Source organism: Chryseobacterium sp. SIMBA_038 (assembly GCF_046535115.1).
Taxonomy (GTDB): Bacteria; Bacteroidota; Bacteroidia; order Flavobacteriales; family Weeksellaceae; genus Chryseobacterium.
In genome coordinates this window covers 595,579-611,142 of the sequence record NZ_JAWRXH010000002.1, presented here as the reverse complement: position 1 = coordinate 611,142, position 15,564 = coordinate 595,579, and the positions used below count along the sequence as shown (strand labels likewise).

14 protein-coding genes are annotated in these 15,564 nt (G+C 33.6%); 1 reads left to right on the top strand and 13 read right to left on the bottom strand.

Going from position 1 to position 15,564, the window contains the following annotated elements:
- Window positions 1–51 precede the first annotated feature (51 nt).
- The 9 genes from tsaB to rpiB form a co-directional block, all read right to left on the bottom strand.
- Window positions 52–738, bottom strand: a complete 687-nt coding sequence (gene tsaB, locus SB689_RS09040) for a tRNA (adenosine(37)-N6)-threonylcarbamoyltransferase complex dimerization subunit type 1 TsaB (protein WP_410691795.1) — start codon at window positions 736–738, stop codon at window positions 52–54.
- Window positions 739–837: 99 nt separating this feature from the next.
- Window positions 838–1,158 carry a nuclear transport factor 2 family protein gene (locus SB689_RS09035; RefSeq protein WP_410691794.1) on the bottom strand — a complete coding sequence of 107 codons (321 nt, stop codon included), beginning with the start codon at window positions 1,156–1,158 and terminating at the stop codon, window positions 838–840.
- Window positions 1,159–1,279: 121 nt separating this feature from the next.
- Window positions 1,280–2,029, bottom strand: coding sequence for an SDR family NAD(P)-dependent oxidoreductase (locus tag SB689_RS09030; RefSeq protein ID WP_410691793.1), 750 nt, complete (start codon window positions 2,027–2,029; stop codon window positions 1,280–1,282).
- Window positions 2,030–2,063: 34 nt separating this feature from the next.
- Window positions 2,064–2,435 carry a YraN family protein gene (locus SB689_RS09025; RefSeq protein ID WP_410691792.1) on the bottom strand — a complete coding sequence of 124 codons (372 nt, stop codon included), beginning with the start codon at window positions 2,433–2,435 and terminating at the stop codon, window positions 2,064–2,066.
- Window positions 2,435–2,785, bottom strand: coding sequence for a hypothetical protein (locus SB689_RS09020; RefSeq protein ID WP_410691791.1), 351 nt, complete (start codon window positions 2,783–2,785; stop codon window positions 2,435–2,437). The genes SB689_RS09025 and SB689_RS09020 overlap by 1 nt, the downstream gene beginning before the upstream one ends.
- Window position 2,786: 1 nt before the next feature.
- Entirely contained in the window at window positions 2,787–3,722 is a 936-nt protein-coding gene (locus tag SB689_RS09015; RefSeq protein ID WP_410691790.1) for an LD-carboxypeptidase, read from the bottom strand.
- A complete protein-coding gene (locus SB689_RS09010) occupies window positions 3,719–4,405 on the bottom strand; it encodes a LysE family translocator (RefSeq protein ID WP_066754022.1) in 687 nt (228 codons plus the stop codon). The genes SB689_RS09015 and SB689_RS09010 overlap by 4 nt, the downstream gene beginning before the upstream one ends.
- A 153-nt stretch (window positions 4,406–4,558) precedes the next feature.
- Window positions 4,559–6,712, bottom strand: a complete 2,154-nt coding sequence (rnr, locus tag SB689_RS09005) for a ribonuclease R (RefSeq protein ID WP_410691789.1) — start codon at window positions 6,710–6,712, stop codon at window positions 4,559–4,561.
- 342 nt (window positions 6,713–7,054) lie between these two features.
- A complete protein-coding gene (gene rpiB, locus SB689_RS09000; protein WP_066754013.1) occupies window positions 7,055–7,489 on the bottom strand; it encodes a ribose 5-phosphate isomerase B in 435 nt (144 codons plus the stop codon).
- 556 nt (window positions 7,490–8,045) lie between these two features.
- Between rpiB and SB689_RS08995 the strand changes: the two genes are divergently transcribed.
- On the top strand, window positions 8,046–9,236 hold the full coding sequence (locus SB689_RS08995; RefSeq protein WP_410691788.1) for a phosphoglycerate kinase: 1,191 nt from the start codon (window positions 8,046–8,048) through the stop codon (window positions 9,234–9,236).
- Window positions 9,237–9,942: 706 nt separating this feature from the next.
- Here SB689_RS08995 and SB689_RS08990 read toward each other — a convergent pair.
- From SB689_RS08990 to SB689_RS08975, 4 genes are all read right to left on the bottom strand, one after another.
- Window positions 9,943–10,764, bottom strand: a complete 822-nt coding sequence (locus SB689_RS08990; protein ID WP_410691787.1) for a class I SAM-dependent methyltransferase — start codon at window positions 10,762–10,764, stop codon at window positions 9,943–9,945.
- A 113-nt stretch (window positions 10,765–10,877) separates the two neighbouring features.
- Window positions 10,878–12,740 (bottom strand): tRNA uridine-5-carboxymethylaminomethyl(34) synthesis enzyme MnmG, encoded by a 1,863-nt coding sequence (gene mnmG, locus SB689_RS08985; protein WP_410691786.1) that lies wholly within the window; start codon window positions 12,738–12,740, stop codon window positions 10,878–10,880.
- Window positions 12,741–12,995: 255 nt separating this feature from the next.
- Entirely contained in the window at window positions 12,996–13,403 is a 408-nt protein-coding gene (ybeY, locus tag SB689_RS08980) for an rRNA maturation RNase YbeY (RefSeq protein WP_066754001.1), read from the bottom strand.
- Between the two features lie 3 nt (window positions 13,404–13,406).
- Entirely contained in the window at window positions 13,407–15,563 is a 2,157-nt protein-coding gene (locus SB689_RS08975; RefSeq protein ID WP_410691785.1) for a patatin-like phospholipase family protein, read from the bottom strand.
- Between the last annotated feature and the right edge of the window lies 1 nt (window position 15,564).

Below are 15,564 nucleotides of genomic sequence, written 5' to 3'. Positions count from 1 at the left end.
AAAAGCGAAGATTACTCTTCGCTTTTTTTTATGTCGTTATTTATTACTTAATTAAATAGAATCAGGTGATTTCTTTTTCTTTACTCCATGAAAATCCTTCAAATAAAACGGCTCAAAATAAGCAATATCTTCAAACTCTTTATTCTCGATTTTCTCTAAAGTTTTCTTTACTAAATACTTTGCAGAAGGGTAGATGGTCTCGTTAAAATCAGCATTCGGAAGCTGTATAATTTCCTGTGCTTTTTTTGCTCCATCTCCTACAAAAAGTACTTTTTTATCTCTAAATTCTTCAAAAGAAGTTTCATCCAGAACTTTTGCTTCGGTTGGGGAGAGTTCTTTTCCGGTATTTCCGTCATAAACGGCCGTATAAACCTCCATTCTCCTCGCATCGATCAATGGAATGATATAATCGTAGTTTTGGTTTAAAAAAGGCTCTATCATTGTCTCAAGAGAATTGATGGCGACCAATGGAATCTTTAACCCATAACAAAACCCTTTTGCCGAGGAAGCTCCAATTCTTAATCCCGTGTAAGAACCCGGGCCTTTTCCTAAAGAAATCGCTTGGATCTCTTTCATTGAAATTCCAGCTCCTTCTAAAGCCCATTCTACAAAAGTGTGCAGACTTTCAGACTGCTTATAATTATCTGAAACTTCTTCGCAAACGCACAATAGTTTTTCGTTGTCTGAAATGGCTACAGAACAGTTTTTGGACGAGGTTTCTAGGTATAGAATTTTCATTTTTAATAATTAAATCTATCCATTATTTTATCTAAACTGACAAGGAAAAGTTGATTCTTATCAAGTGATAAAGTTTGGAATTATTTTTATTCAGCAAATTTATGGCTTTATTTCGATACTCTGACGGCTCCAGAGTTTCCAGACAGAATTCTTTTTCATCCAGATTTCCAGTAAAGCCAGTTTCATTTCAAAGCTTTGGTCTTTATATAAACCCGATACTTTTATTTTTCTTCTGATGCTCGCGAAATTCTTACGCTTCTTTACCTCAGAAATTTCAATCTGTTTGATCTCTTTATAAATTACTTTTTTGCTTGAAAAGTCTTTTTTAAAATCATCAAAATTCTGAGTCCAGCCGTTTGAATGACCGAAAGAAACATCAGAACACAAAATATCAATTATTTTATCATCATTATTCTGCATGTATTGATCCAAAAGCGAAATGCTTTCAAATAATTTTGCGTCTTTCTGGATTGATTTTAAACTTTGACAATTCCAAAAAGTAAAGCAAAAGAGTAATAATAAAAGTGATAATTTCTTCAAATTACTTTCTGTAAATAGTTCTCGGTTCAGCCTGAGCAGTAGGGTAGATCGTCATATCAGAAACACTAACATGTTTCGGAGCATTCACGCAATAAGCAATCGCATCGGCAATATCTTCAGCTTTTAAAGCCTCATATCCTGAATAAACTGTAGAAGCTTTTTCGCTGTCTCCTTTGAATCTAACTAAAGAAAAGTCAGTTTCTACAGCTCCTGGTTGAATATTGGTAACCTTAACTCCAAATTCAGTTAATTCTAAACGCATTCCTTCGGAAATTACATCAACTGCTTTTTTGGTGGCGCAATAAACAACTCCGTTGACATAGGTTTGTCTTGCAGCAACAGAACTTATGTTCACGATATGTCCGGAATTTCTTTCTTTCATTGCCGGAATAATCATTTTAGAAACATATAAAAGACCTTTTACATTTCCGTCGATCATAGAATCCCAATCGTTTGTATTGCCTGCCGAAAGAGGTTCTAAACCGTGAGCGTTTCCTGCATTATTAATGAGAACATCAATATTCTTCCATTCTTCCGGAAGAGAGTTGATAGCGTTCTCAACTTCTTCAAGATTTCTTACATCAAATTTTAAACTAAATATTTCGGTATATTGAGAAAGTTCAGTTTTTAGAGATTCTAAGACCTCAGTTCTTCTTCCGCAAATAATAATTCTGTTTCCTTGTTTAGCAAAAAGTTCTGCTGTGGATTTTCCTATTCCGGAGGTTGCTCCTGTGATGAGTATTGTTTTCATTTTAAATAATATAAAATTTTATGACTGAAACTATTTAGTTAGCATCAAATGCTTCAAAAGCATCTGTTATATGCTCTATAACCAGCTTTCCCTTTTCATCCGGAAGAACTGAAATGATATCAAATCTTACTTCCAGATTCTTATTAAATTCTTCCAGATAATGATTCGTAGCCGAAACTATTAATGATATTTTTCTTTTATTGACAGCTTCTTGTGGGAGATTAAAAGCGTCTGTTGAACGAGCTTTTACTTCGACAATAATTATTAAACTATCTTTTTCGGTGATAATATCAATCTCTGCTTTTTGGTAACGAAAGTTTCTTATCAGAATTTTGTAGCCATTCTTTTGTAGAAATTCTACAGCTAAATCTTCTGCTTTTTTCCCGAGGTCATTGTGGTTTGCCATTATTTTCTAAATTGATAAGCCCACCAAATTAATACAATCTGTAAAGGAAGTCTCAAAACTGTAAGCCAAAAATATTTATGATGAATCTGATAAAAGTTTTTTGCCATTTCTACATTGGCAGGAAATACCAAAAAGAACAACAAAATACTAAGATTTGCACCTAAATTTTGAGTCTGAGGAAAGATTAAAAGTAATCCGCACAAGATCTCAAAAAGCCCACTTATGTAAACCACCTGCAAATGAAATGGAATATATGAAGGCATTATTTTAATGAAAATCTGAGGCTTTACAAAATGCATAATTCCCGCAAATATCAATAAAAAAGAAAGTACAAACTTTGAGTATATCATTTTATCTATTGTGACTAATTGAAACCGTTTTCTCAATTTTCAGAGATACTTCGCTACCAATAATCAAAGGTCGATTATCTTTTATATGTCCATTCGGGAAACCGAAAGCAACAGGAAATTTATATTTTAAAAGTCTTTCCGAGATCAATTTATAAGCAAATTCATCGAAGCTATTGTTATATTGTGTATTCTCTTTTTCATCTCCCATATTGGTCATTCCTCCAACAATTAGTCCTGAAATTTTAGTAAAAACTCCGGCTAATTCCAAGCTCATGATCATTCGGTCTAGAGCATAAAAATTTTCACCGATATCTTCGATAAATAAAATTTTATCTTTAAAATCAAATGAACACTTGGTTCCTAGAAGGGCATAAATCAGAGCCAAATTCCCTCCAACCAATTCTCCTTTAGTATTTCCTTTTTTATTAAATTGATTCGGTTTTATGATGTATTTTGGAGCTTTTCCTTTTAAAACATCAAAGATCAAATCATAACTTTCGTCTGTAACCCCGAAACTTGAAGTTTTAATCGTCTGTCCATGAATGGAAGCAAAACCTTTCTTCAACAAATAACTTTGGATCACAGTATTATCAGAATACCCAATGTACCATTTCGGATTTTCTATAAATTTGTTAAGCTTCAAATGCTGAATAAGATGTTGACATCCATATCCACCTCTGGAAGCCCAGACTGCGGAAGTCTCTTTGTCATTTAAAGCCCAATTGATATCTTTTATTCTTTCCTTTTCTGTTCCGGCATAGTTGTAACCGTTTGAGAATTTACTATAAAGATGCTCGCCTAAAACAGGTACAAAACCTTTATTTTTAATCATTTTTATGCCTGCTTCTAGTTGAGATGCATCTACAGCTCCAGCAGGGGAAATAACAGCTATCTTATCGCCTTTTTTAAGAGATTTTGGAAAGATTATTTTTTTCATTTGTTTTTTTGATATTTTACTTCAGTTTTTTCTGCTTCTTCTAATCGCTTATCAAATTGATTGAATTTTTTAAAGCTCTGTAAAAAGATAAAGAAACTGAAAAGTATAAGAATTCCGCCAACGATTCGTCTGATCTGATTGGCTAATTTTTGTGTTAATTTATCGTGGAATTGCTTTGCCAAAAAGATTTTAGCAAGATCAATACATAAATATGTTCCAATCACTAGGCCGATGTAAAGAATAAAATTACCCGTATCCGGATATTCTTTTCTCACCGAAATTACGGTAACAAGCCAGAAAAGGATAACTCCAACATTTAAAAGATTGAAGAAAAACCCGTTCATAAAGGTTTTAAAATAATTCTGACTGATGATTTTTTCTTCACCCGGCATATGCATTTTGGTTTTCGTGACCATCATCACAATTCCGTATACGAAGATTAAAATAGAGGTGACCCTGTAAAATCCGGGATGCTTGTCTATTAAACTCACCAGGTCTGCACTCGCATAATATGCCGCAATAATGCACAACAAATCTGCTGTAATTACTCCTACATCTAAAGCCAAGGCATGTTTAGGACCTCTCGAGAAGCTGGTTTCTATTAATAAGAAAAATATTGGTCCGATAAAAACAAGACTCAACATGAATCCTAAAATAACAGCAGAAAGTACTAATTCAAACATTTAAAAATTGTTTCTCATCCAAATTTAAAAATTATATTTCTATTTGTCGATAAAATCCGATTCTTTTAGGTTTTGAAACTCAATTTAGAAGCTTTTTCGAAACAAAAAAGACCGCAAAATTTGCAGCCTTTTATAATATATTATGATATTTAATTAATCAACAATCTTAAAGTCCAATTGTTTTTGAATCAAATTAGCTTTAATCACTTTTATCTGAACCTGATCTCCCAACTGATATCTTTTTCCTGTTCTGGATCCATAAACAGCGTGAGTTGATTTATCATACGTATAAGAATCATCCATAAGATCTCTTAATTTAATCAATCCTTCTGCACCGTTTTCAGGAATTTCTACCCAGAAACCAAATTCAGCAACACCTGAAATAACACCACTGAAGGTCTCTCCCAAATGTTTCTCCATGAATTTCACCTGCATGAATTTGATAGAATCTCTCTCAGCATCAGCTGCCAATCTTTCTCTTGAGCTGCAATATTTTGCTTTTTCTTCAACTTCTTCTCTGCTAGGAGATTTTCCTCCATCCAAGTAATGTTGAAGAAGACGGTGAGCGATCAAATCCGGGTAACGACGGATAGGAGAGGTGAAGTGAGAATAATAGTCAAAGCCCAAACCATAGTGACCGATAGGATCTGTAGAATAAACTGCTTTACTCATACTTCGCATCGCTAATGTTTCAACCATATTTTCTTCGCCTTTTCCTTTTACATCACTTAGTAATTGGTTTAAAGATTCCGCTACTTTTTTGGTATTCGCCAAATCCATTTTATATCCGAAAGTAGAAACAAAATCTCTTAAAGCTTCTAATTTTGCTGGATCCGGATCATCGTGAATTCTGTAAATGAATGTATTGTTTGTAGGCGATCCTTTTTTAGATAATGAAACGAATTCCGAAACTTTTTTATTTGCTAAAAGCATGAATTCCTCAATCAAATGATTCGAATCTTTACTTACTTTAAAGTAAACTCCGATCGGCTGATTATTTTCATCAAGATTAAATCTTACTTCGCTTCTGTCAAACGTGATCGCACCTTGTCTGATACGTTCTGCACGCATGATTTTTGCTAAATTATCAAGAACTAAAATCTCTTCCGTATAATCTCCTTCTTTATTTTCAATTCTTTCCTGAGCTTCCTCGTAAGTAAATCTTCTGTCAGAATGAATTACCGTCCTTCCAAACCATTGTTTCTGGATTTCTGCGCTGTCATTTAATTCAAAAACTGCAGAAAAAGTAAACTTATCTTCGTTTGGTCTAAGTGAACAAACATCGTTACTTAAAACTTCCGGTAACATTGGAACAACTCGGTCAACTAAATATACCGATGTAGCTCTTTGATAGGCTTCATCATCCAAAATAGTCCCCGGAATTACGTAATGAGAAACGTCTGCAATATGCACTCCAATTTCCCAATTTCCATTATCCAATTTTCTTATAGATAAGGCATCATCAAAATCTTTTGCATCTTTTGGATCAATTGTAAAGGTTGTAATACCTCTCATATCCCAACGCTTAGCAACTTCCTCTTCTGTAATGCTTCTGTCGATTTTATCGGCATCTGCTTCAACTTCCTCAGGGAATTGATAAGGCAGACCATATTCCGCAAGAATAGAGTGGATCTCTGTCTCATGTTCTCCAGGAGCACCTAAAACCTTGATAATTTCACCTTCAGGATTTTTATCGCCGGGTCTCCATTCTGTCATTTTTACAACAACTTTATCGCCATCCTGAGCACCTCCGAATTTACCTTTTGGAATAAAAATATCGGTGTTGATCGACTTTTTATCACAAACAACAAATCCGAAATCTTTGTGTGTAACAACCTGTAAAGTTCCTACAAATTCTGTTCTGGTTCTTTCCAAAACCTCTAAAACAGAACCTTCCATTTTCTTTCCTTTATAATTATAAGTGACGATTAAAACTTTATCACCTTGTAGCGCATCTTTTACATTTTTAGAATGAATGAAGACGTCATCTTCAAGACCTTCAACCCTTACATAGGCATTTCCTGACTGGTTAAAATCAATGGTTCCGGTTAAAGTTCCTTCAATATTCAGGTTTAATATGTATTTTCCTTTTTCAGTCTCCTTAATTCTTTCAGAACCCTGAAGTTTATGTAAAGCCTGAATCACAAGCTCTCTCTGTCTTGGATTTTTATAATCAATTCCGTCTGAGATCTGCTTATAATTATAGATCTTTGTAGAATTTTCAGTCATGAAACGAAGGATCAACCTGCCGATTTCCATCAGCTTATGATCATTTTTCTGACTTATATATTTTTTCTTTTTTGGCATTTTTTAATTTTCTTTATTAATTACTTTTGGTTTTAAAAATCATTATTAAAACCACTTTTTACTTTAAAATCATCTAAAAATTTATTATATAAGATGATTTTATTTTTTGTTTAGTTTAAACAACTACATCAATTTTCCTTCCTTTTTTATAGTTGGATTTTTGTTTTGTATAAATTTAATACAAATATGGAGAAGAGGGGAGAAAAACCTTCTATTAAATATCTGTTAAATATTATATAGGTTTTGAGAAGTAAGTATGGAATATGTTCTCTATTCAACACGCAAATATACAAAATAAAAAATAAATAAGGCTTGCAATTTGATTTACAAGCCTTTATATATTTAGCAAAATGCTATTTTGTCAACTCTGCCTTGGTGTCTGCCACCTTCAAAATCTGTAGAAAGAAATTTATTTACTATTTCAATAGCTACTTCTTTTGAGATGAACCTTGCTGGAATTGAAATCATGTTCGCATCATTATGCTGTCTTGCCAAACTTGCAATCTCGGGCATCCAACAAAGAGCGCAACGAATTTTCTGATGTTTGTTCGCCGTGATCTGAACACCGTTTCCGCTTCCGCATAGAAGAATACCCAGCTCATTTTCTCCATTTTCAACGGAAGTCGCTGCGGGGTGTACAAAGTCAGGATAATCCACACTGTCTGTGGAAAACGTTCCAAAATCCTGAACATCAAAGTTTTCTGATAAATAGTTCTTAACAATCTCCTTATACTCGAAGCCAGCGTGGTCTGCAGCGATAGCAATTTTTCTTTTCATAATTCTTGAATTAAACTTTTTTAGACATATTTCCACACAAATGTAAGTATAATGTGGATAACTCTTGAATTTTTGGGGATTAATTGTGAAAAGCCTTGTGGGTAAGTGTTGAAAAAACATCTGAAGTAAATGTTTCGTAACATTAAAAAAAGTTGTAATGAAAATTGCCTCCAAAAATTTTAACACTTTTTTTCAAAAAGTTTACTCAGAGATTTCTTCAACTTTTCCATAAATCAGTTATTAATAATCGGAATTGGGGAAAAGTTATCCATATTTGTTAGTAACCAACCGAAAAATCAGATTAACAATGGATTATAATGTAAATAAGATGTTAGTAGCGTAAAAATTAAGTGTTATAAAGTATTTCAAAAAAACTTATCCCCCAAACTAACAACACTCAACAACAACTATCATTCTTTTTTTTATAAAGAAGAAAATATTGTTGAAAGGTGAGTGATGGTTCTGCGAATAACTTTTCTGAAAACTTTTATCCGGTTGAAGCTTTTCAAAAATTTTAAAATCTTACATTTGTGAAACGAAAATTCAACAGAAATTTATGAAAACAATCAACGATTTCAATTTTAAAGATAAAAAAGCTCTGGTAAGGGTGGATTTCAATGTTCCGCAGGATGATCAGCTTAAAGTTACAGACAACACAAGAATCGTAGCCGTAAAACCAACGGTTGAGAAAATTCTCAACGATGGAGGTTCCGTAATTTTGATGACACACCTTGGAAGACCCAAAGGAGAAGTGAAAGATGAGTTTTCTCTAAAATATATTCTTAACGAAGTCTCTTCTGTGCTTGGCAGAGAAGTAAAATTTGTAGAAGAATCTATCGGAGAGAAAGCTGAACAGGCAGCTGCAGATCTTAAACCGGGAGAAATTTTATTATTGGAGAATCTACGTTTTCATAATGAAGAAGAAAAAGGTGATGAAGGCTTTGCAGAGCAACTTTCTAAGTTGGGAGATGCTTTCGTAAATGATGCTTTTGGTACTGCTCACAGAGCTCATGCCTCTACAGCAGTCATTGCAAACTATTTTACTTCAACTAAATTCTTCGGTTTATTAATGGCTAATGAACTAAAAGCTATAGATAAAGTTTTAAAAAGTGGTGAAAAGCCTGTTACAGCTATACTTGGTGGATCTAAGGTTTCAACTAAAATTACCATTATAGAAAATATCCTTCCGGCAGTTGATAATTTGATTATCGGAGGAGGAATGGCATTCACTTTTATTAAAGCTCTTGGAGGAAAAGTCGGAACTTCATTGGTTGAAGAAGATAAATTACCTCTTGCTCTTGAAATTTTAGGAAAAGCTAAAGAACACAATGTAAAAGTTTATCTTCCGTCTGACACGATGATTGCTGAAAGTTTCAGTAACGATGCAGAAAGAAAAGAAGTAGATATTTACGAAATTCCTGAAGGATGGATGGGATTGGATGCTGGTTCAAAATCCAGAGATCAGTTTAATGACGTTCTTTTAAATTCAAGAACAATTTTATGGAATGGCCCGATTGGAGTTTTTGAAATGTCAAACTTCTCAGCGGGAACTGTAGCTCTTGGAGAAAGTATTGCTGAAGCTACAAAACTTGGAGCTTTCTCTTTAGTTGGAGGAGGAGACAGTGTTGCTTTTGTAAAACAATTCGGTTATGCGGACAAAGTGAGTTATGTTTCTACCGGTGGTGGAGCAATGCTTGAAAGTCTTGAAGGTCTAGAACTTCCTGGAGTTGCTGCAATTAATAAATAAAATTTTAAAAAAATATATTTTAAAGTCTGCTGAATTTATCGGCAGACTTTTTTTTGTTTTCTGATTTTTCTAAATTTTAAAAAATTGTAATTTTCTGAAAAATGTCAAAAAAATGGCTTCCAGAATTATATTTAAAATTAAAAAACTAGAATTCTTAAAGTATTTGGACATTATTTTGAATTAGAGCTTAAAAATGTATGTTTTTGAAAGAATTTACTTTTTTGAAACTTACTTTTTCTCTTTTCGAGTGGATTTCTGTCCAAGTTGTTCTTCCTTAGAAATTATAATTTAAATTTTATTTTTCTAGATTTAATTCTCACGGAGGAGTAGAGTGAGTGTGATGGAGAATTATTAAATAAAATATTTTGACTGTACTCTAAATTTGAATGCTCATACTTGGGGTGTAGTCTATATTTTTTTCAGAATCTGATTTTAAGGTGACTTGAAAATTATATTTTAAAAATTTTTAAAAGTCTAATTCTTAAAAATTCAAATCGATTTATAGGCTTACTAATATGTTACCAACAATTTTAATCGAAATAATTGGAATTTTTCAAAATTTTATCTTTTCAAAAAAAATTGACGGAAAAGTTGAGAGTAGGAGAGGAGCTCGAAAAATAAAAACTCAGGAAAATATCCTGAGTTTTGCTTTTTTAATAGAAATTGATGAAAGTTGACCTCTATAAATGCCTTAAAAATCGATTTTCTACTTTTTTTCGATAATGTATATCAAACTTGAAAATTCGTTAGAAAACAATGCTTTTACGTTAGAAATCGTTCCGTAGAGGGTTGCTTTTAGCCAAAAAAGAGGAGATTTCTTGTATTTTTCGCTTAACATGGAGATATAATAGGAATCTAAGACCAATGGTTTTATTTTTCTCATTTTCCAATTTGGTTTCTTAGAAATTAAATTTTCCATTCCGTTTTTAGAAAAATGGTAAATGTGTCTCGGTACATCGTAAGCTGCCCAATATTCTTTGTAATGTTTTGCATCGTAAGAAGTAGGATTGGGAACAGCGATAATTAATAATCCTTTTTCCTTTAATTTTTTATTAAATATTTCAAGCATTTCATCCTGATTTTCCACGTGCTCGAATACATGCCATAAAGTAATTGCATCTAAACTTCCATCTTCAATAAGATTGATATTATCTAAAATTTTAGCTTTTGTAATTTTACTTTGAGCTGCTTTTCTAGCATCTGCATCTGGTTCAAAACCTAAAGTTTCAAAATCATTTTCTATATATTTTACAAATTCTCCTGCGCCGCATCCGTAGTCCAATACTTTAGAACCTTTATTAATTCTATCAATAAGGATCGTTTTTTTATACTGGAGATTGAAAGATTGTAGAAATTTATATAGCTTTTCTTTTAAGCTTCCGGAATCCTGATGGTGAGAAATATAGTCTTCACTTTCATAATATTTTGAAATATTCGATGGAATAGGGGAGGTCTTGAAGACTCCTTTTGTTTCTGTTTCTTTAATTTCAAATACTTCCTGAGAAAGAAAATGATCTTTAATTTTCATTTAAATAACTTCTTTTAAATTAAAAATTAAGATATTTAGAAGATAAAATAACCTCATAAATACCTTAATTTTTGTCTATATTTTATAGATGTTTCACGTGAAACATTTCTTGATTATCGTCCTAAATAGACCATTAAAACATTAACATCAGCAGGTGAAACACCGCTAATTCTTCCTGCCTGAGCAAGAGTTTTTGGTCTTACTTTAGTCATTTTTTGTTTTGCTTCTGCAGAAAGGCTTGATATTTTTATATAATCAAAGTCTTCAGGAATCTTTACATTTTCTAAACGATTAAGCTTGGCAACGTTCTCTTTTTCCTTTTCTATATAACCTTTATACTTAATATTTACCTCCGCCTGCTCTCTTACTTCATCATCAAATTGAGAAGTAAATTCTTTAATAACATCAATATTATCCAATTTGTCTAGTGTAATATTAGGTCTTGTAAGGAACTGAGCAGCTCTATAAGCTTGGTCTACAGGGTTACTTTCTATACTTTCAAGGATAGGATTAATAACGCCTGGCTTTAAAGAAGTTTCTCGTAAAAATGCTTCAAGTTGCTCACTTTTAGCGATTTTCTCATTAACTCTTAGTAATCTGTCTTCTTTTGCTAAACCTAGTTTAAATGCCTTTTCAGTTAGTCTAATATCTGCATTGTCCTGTCTTAAAAGAAGCCTGTATTCTGCTCTGGAAGTGAACATTCTATAAGGTTCTTCAGTTCCTTTTGTGATCAAATCATCTATCAAAACACCGATATAAGCTTCATCTCTATTAAGAATAAAGTCTTCCTTATCGTGTACTTTATTGTGGGCATTTATACCTGCAATTAAGCCTTGTCCTGCTGCTTCTTCATACCCTGTAGTACCGTTGATCTGACCTGCGAAGTATAGATTTTCGACTAATTTTGTTTCTAAAGTATGCTTTAATTGAGTAGGGGGGAAGTAGTCATATTCAATGGCATAGCCTGGACGGAATACTTTTACGTTCTCAAATCCCGGAATATGTTTCATTGCTTTGATCTGAACATCCTCCGGAAGAGAAGAACTAAATCCGTTTACATAGATCTCAACGGTTCTCCAGCCTTCCGGTTCTACGAATAACTGATGTCTTGTTCTCTCTGCAAAACGGTTGATTTTATCTTCAATACTTGGGCAATATCTTGGCCCTAAGCTCTGAATTGTACCATTAAACATTGGGCTCCTATCGAAACCTTCACGTAGAACTTCATGTACCTTTTCGTTGGTATAAACGATGTGGCAACTTAATTGTTTGGTTAATTTAGGCGTATCTAAATAGCTGAATTTTTGAGGATTTTCGTCTCCTTTTTGTTCTTCCATTTTAGAATAATCTAAGCTTCTTCCGTCTACGCGGGGTGGGGTACCGGTCTTCATTCTTCCGGCTTCGAAGCCTAAAGAAACCAACTGTTCTGTGATCCCGAAAGCTCTTGGTTCACCCATTCTTCCGCCGCCTAATTGCTTATCTCCAACATGGATTAATCCGTTAAGGAAAGTACCATTTGTAAGAACAACTGATTTTGATTTTATCTCAATTCCTAATGAAGTTACAACTCCAACGGCTCTTCCGTTTTCAATAATTAAGCTCTTAACCATATCCTGAAAGAAATCAAGATTGGGTGTATTTTCTAATGCCAGACGCCATTCTTCTGCGAAAAGCATTCTGTCATTTTGTGTTCTTGGTGACCACATTGCAGGACCTTTTGATAGGTTAAGCATTTTGAACTGGATAGCAGATTTGTCTGCTATAATTCCTGAATAACCTCCCATTGCATCGATCTCTCTTACGATCTGTCCTTTTGCAATACCTCCCATTGCAGGGTTGCAACTCATTTGTCCGATCGTCTGCATGTTCATTGTAACAAGCAGAGTTTTGGAACCCAAGTTGGCTGCTGCAGCTGCTGCTTCACATCCTGCGTGACCTGCACCAACTACGATTACATCGTATATTTCTGATATCATTTTATATTGCTTGTTTTAAGCCTTAAATTTTAACCTTTTTTATAAATGTTCCACGTGAAACATAGTTTCCAGATAAGGTCTGAATGAGCCTTTATCTTCTATTATCTAGCCCCGATTGTAGCATTTGTTTGAGCTCTTTTTTCTTTGAAAAAGAAAAAAAGCGAGTGCGGAAAGCGGGAATAAGCTTCTAAAAAATTAAGACATTCAGAGATTATGAAATTAAATAATTCCTGGATCTCTGGATTTCTAAATCTGTTAAGAATACTTAGCTAAATAAAAATCTTCTTTACTGCGCATTAACTTTTCTTCTTCCTCTGTTTTATCTTTATATCCTGAAAGATGAAGAATGCCGTGAGCCAAAACTCTTCGAAGCTCTTCTTCATATTCTTTCGATAGAGTAGAAGCGTTGTCTGAAATGCGCTGCAAAGATACGAAAATCTCTCCGCTTATTGTTTTGCCTTTCACGTAATCGAAAGTGATGATATCTGTATAGTAATCATGTTGTAAATAATCCTGATTTACTTTTAATAAATACTCGTCATCACAGAAGATGTAATTGATATCACCAAGCTTTTTTCCTTCTGAAAGAATAATATCTTCCAGCCATTTTGTGTAGTCTGTACTTACAGATTCCTGTAAGTTTTCGTAAAAGAATTGTATCATGTTTTAAAACCAGTGTCCTAAAATAACACTGAATATACCTTTTTGATTATTTTTAAGTGAGTGGCTGAAATTAAGCCTTATTTGTCCGAACGGAGATTTGTATCCTGCGGAAACTCCGAGTGAACTGTAATTAAGTTTTACAGCATCTTCGAAAGTTATATCGTCGGAAAGATTTGCGAAAGAAAAATTCCCGCTGAAAAAATAGTTCTTGTTAAATTTGAATTGAAGATCATTTGAAACCAGTACAACATTGTTAGAATTAAGCTGTGCAAAGTAGAAGCCTCCAAAGCTTTTGAAGTTAACCATATTTTGTTCGAAGATTCCTCCCAACCTGTATTGATAAAATTGAGGAAGATTTTCTCCAAGCGTAACTCCACCGTAAAGATTCAAACGATAGGAGAATTGTTTTGTAAGTGGAATATTAATTCTGATATCAGCTTTTATCTGAACAAGTCTTTTGTCTACTTCAGATTTCATTAAATCAATTACCTTTCCTTCCGCTGCAATATAGATTCCTTTTGTAGGGAAATCTCTGTCGTTCTGAGTATCGCTTTTTAAGAACACATAAGGGTTTAAAAATCGACTTATTCTCTTATTTGCACCATTAGATTCGGCATCGAAGTAATCGTGGCTAATACCGCCTCCAATAGCGAATTTATCTCTCCAAACAGATTGAATGTAGGCTTCATTTCTGAACCATTCCCATTTATCTATATTGTAATTGTCTACGTTTTTCAGATCAAAACTCATTCCTGAGGAATAAAGTCCGAAACCTGGAATATATCCGTTATCTATAAAATAGTTTAAGTAATATCTTGGTTTATCACCAACCACTACGTCCAGAGAAAGATTTGAGTTTTTAAAGAGAAGACGTTTAGCCGAATAATTTACGAGTAAGCCGGTTTTGAAAATTTCATCATAATGAAGACCGAATTTTACAAAGTGTCTGGCATCATCTTCCGTTACATAAAGTTTGAGATAACTTGCGTCATTTTCAGAGATGATATCGTAATTAATAAATTTATAATTATTGGTGGCTACAAGCTTATCAATTTTTTTATTGATGCTTCCATAAGTTTGGAGAGAGGGGAGACGCAGTCCCATTTTCCCTAGGACATAATTTTTTCCGAAAATCTTTCCTCCATCAATGGCAATACTATCAATTTTGTAAACATTAGAATAAATTGGATTCACCCGTTGCCTTAGTCTGTCGAACGATCGCTTGGGAAGCTGATCTAATATTTCTGTATATTTTAAACCTTCAACATAACCACTATCGAGAATTTTTTTCTTTTCGTCGTAGCTTGTGGCCGTCATGCCTTTTAGATTAGGCTTGATATTGATATCTGTGTATTTGTATTGACGTTTGGTATCTTTATGGATATTCATGTCAATCACCTGATTTAGGATCGCTATAATGCTGTTTAAATCCTCTCTTGTCGATAAGTCCTGGTTAAGATCCACACCGATGACGATATCGATTCCTTTGTCCTTTAATGGCTTCGAAGGGTAGTTTACCGTCATGGCTCCGTCGATGTAAATACTGTCGCCAATTTTTACAGGATCCATTAAAGATGGAAACGCAGAACTCGCCATGATTGACTGTACCAAATCTCCTTTTTCGAAGATCTGCATATTTCCGCTTTCAAGGTTTGTGGCAACGCACATGAAAGGAATCGGAAGTTTTGAAAAATCATCAATCGTGGAAACATTTTTGAAAAGCTCTTTCAGCAGATAAACATTTTTCTGTCCTGAGCTGATGGAAGAGGGAAGTGTAATTTTTCCGTTTTTTAAAGGAATTGATAAAAGATATTTATCTACGGATTTATTGAAGAAGGTACTTTCTTGTCGGGATTTCGGATCCATGATGAGAGAGTAGAAATCTGTATCCATTACAATTTTCTCAATCTCCTTTCCCGAATATCCTGAAGCGTACAAACCTCCTACAATTGCACCCATACTTGTTCCGGCAATATAATCGACTTTTACTCCTAAAGAATCTAATACTTTAAGTACCCCGACGTGAGAAAAACCTTTGGCACCGCCACCGGCAAGTGAAAGTCCTATTCTTGGGTTTTTAGGAATCACTAAATTCTTTTTTACCTGAGATTGTATCAAAAGTAATTGGAATACAAATAAGAGAATCAGGAGTTTTCTCATA

Coding starts and splice junctions, on each gene's coding strand:
- tsaB (WP_410691795.1), bottom strand. CDS start 738: ATGAAAATTCTATACCTAGAAACCTCGTCCAAAAACTGTTCTGTAGCC.
- SB689_RS09035 (WP_410691794.1), bottom strand. CDS start 1,158: ATGCAGAATAATGATGATAAAATAATTGATATTTTGTGTTCTGATGTT.
- SB689_RS09030 (WP_410691793.1), bottom strand. CDS start 2,029: ATGAAAACAATACTCATCACAGGAGCAACCTCCGGAATAGGAAAATCC.
- SB689_RS09025 (WP_410691792.1), bottom strand. CDS start 2,435: ATGGCAAACCACAATGACCTCGGGAAAAAAGCAGAAGATTTAGCTGTA.
- SB689_RS09020 (WP_410691791.1), bottom strand. CDS start 2,785: ATGATATACTCAAAGTTTGTACTTTCTTTTTTATTGATATTTGCGGGA.
- SB689_RS09015 (WP_410691790.1), bottom strand. CDS start 3,722: ATGAAAAAAATAATCTTTCCAAAATCTCTTAAAAAAGGCGATAAGATA.
- SB689_RS09010 (WP_066754022.1), bottom strand. CDS start 4,405: ATGTTTGAATTAGTACTTTCTGCTGTTATTTTAGGATTCATGTTGAGT.
- rnr (WP_410691789.1), bottom strand. CDS start 6,712: ATGCCAAAAAAGAAAAAATATATAAGTCAGAAAAATGATCATAAGCTG.
- rpiB (WP_066754013.1), bottom strand. CDS start 7,489: ATGAAAAGAAAAATTGCTATCGCTGCAGACCACGCTGGCTTCGAGTAT.
- SB689_RS08995 (WP_410691788.1), top strand. CDS start 8,046: ATGAAAACAATCAACGATTTCAATTTTAAAGATAAAAAAGCTCTGGTA.
- SB689_RS08990 (WP_410691787.1), bottom strand. CDS start 10,764: ATGAAAATTAAAGATCATTTTCTTTCTCAGGAAGTATTTGAAATTAAA.
- mnmG (WP_410691786.1), bottom strand. CDS start 12,740: ATGATATCAGAAATATACGATGTAATCGTAGTTGGTGCAGGTCACGCA.
- ybeY (WP_066754001.1), bottom strand. CDS start 13,403: ATGATACAATTCTTTTACGAAAACTTACAGGAATCTGTAAGTACAGAC.
- SB689_RS08975 (WP_410691785.1), bottom strand. CDS start 15,563: ATGAGAAAACTCCTGATTCTCTTATTTGTATTCCAATTACTTTTGATA.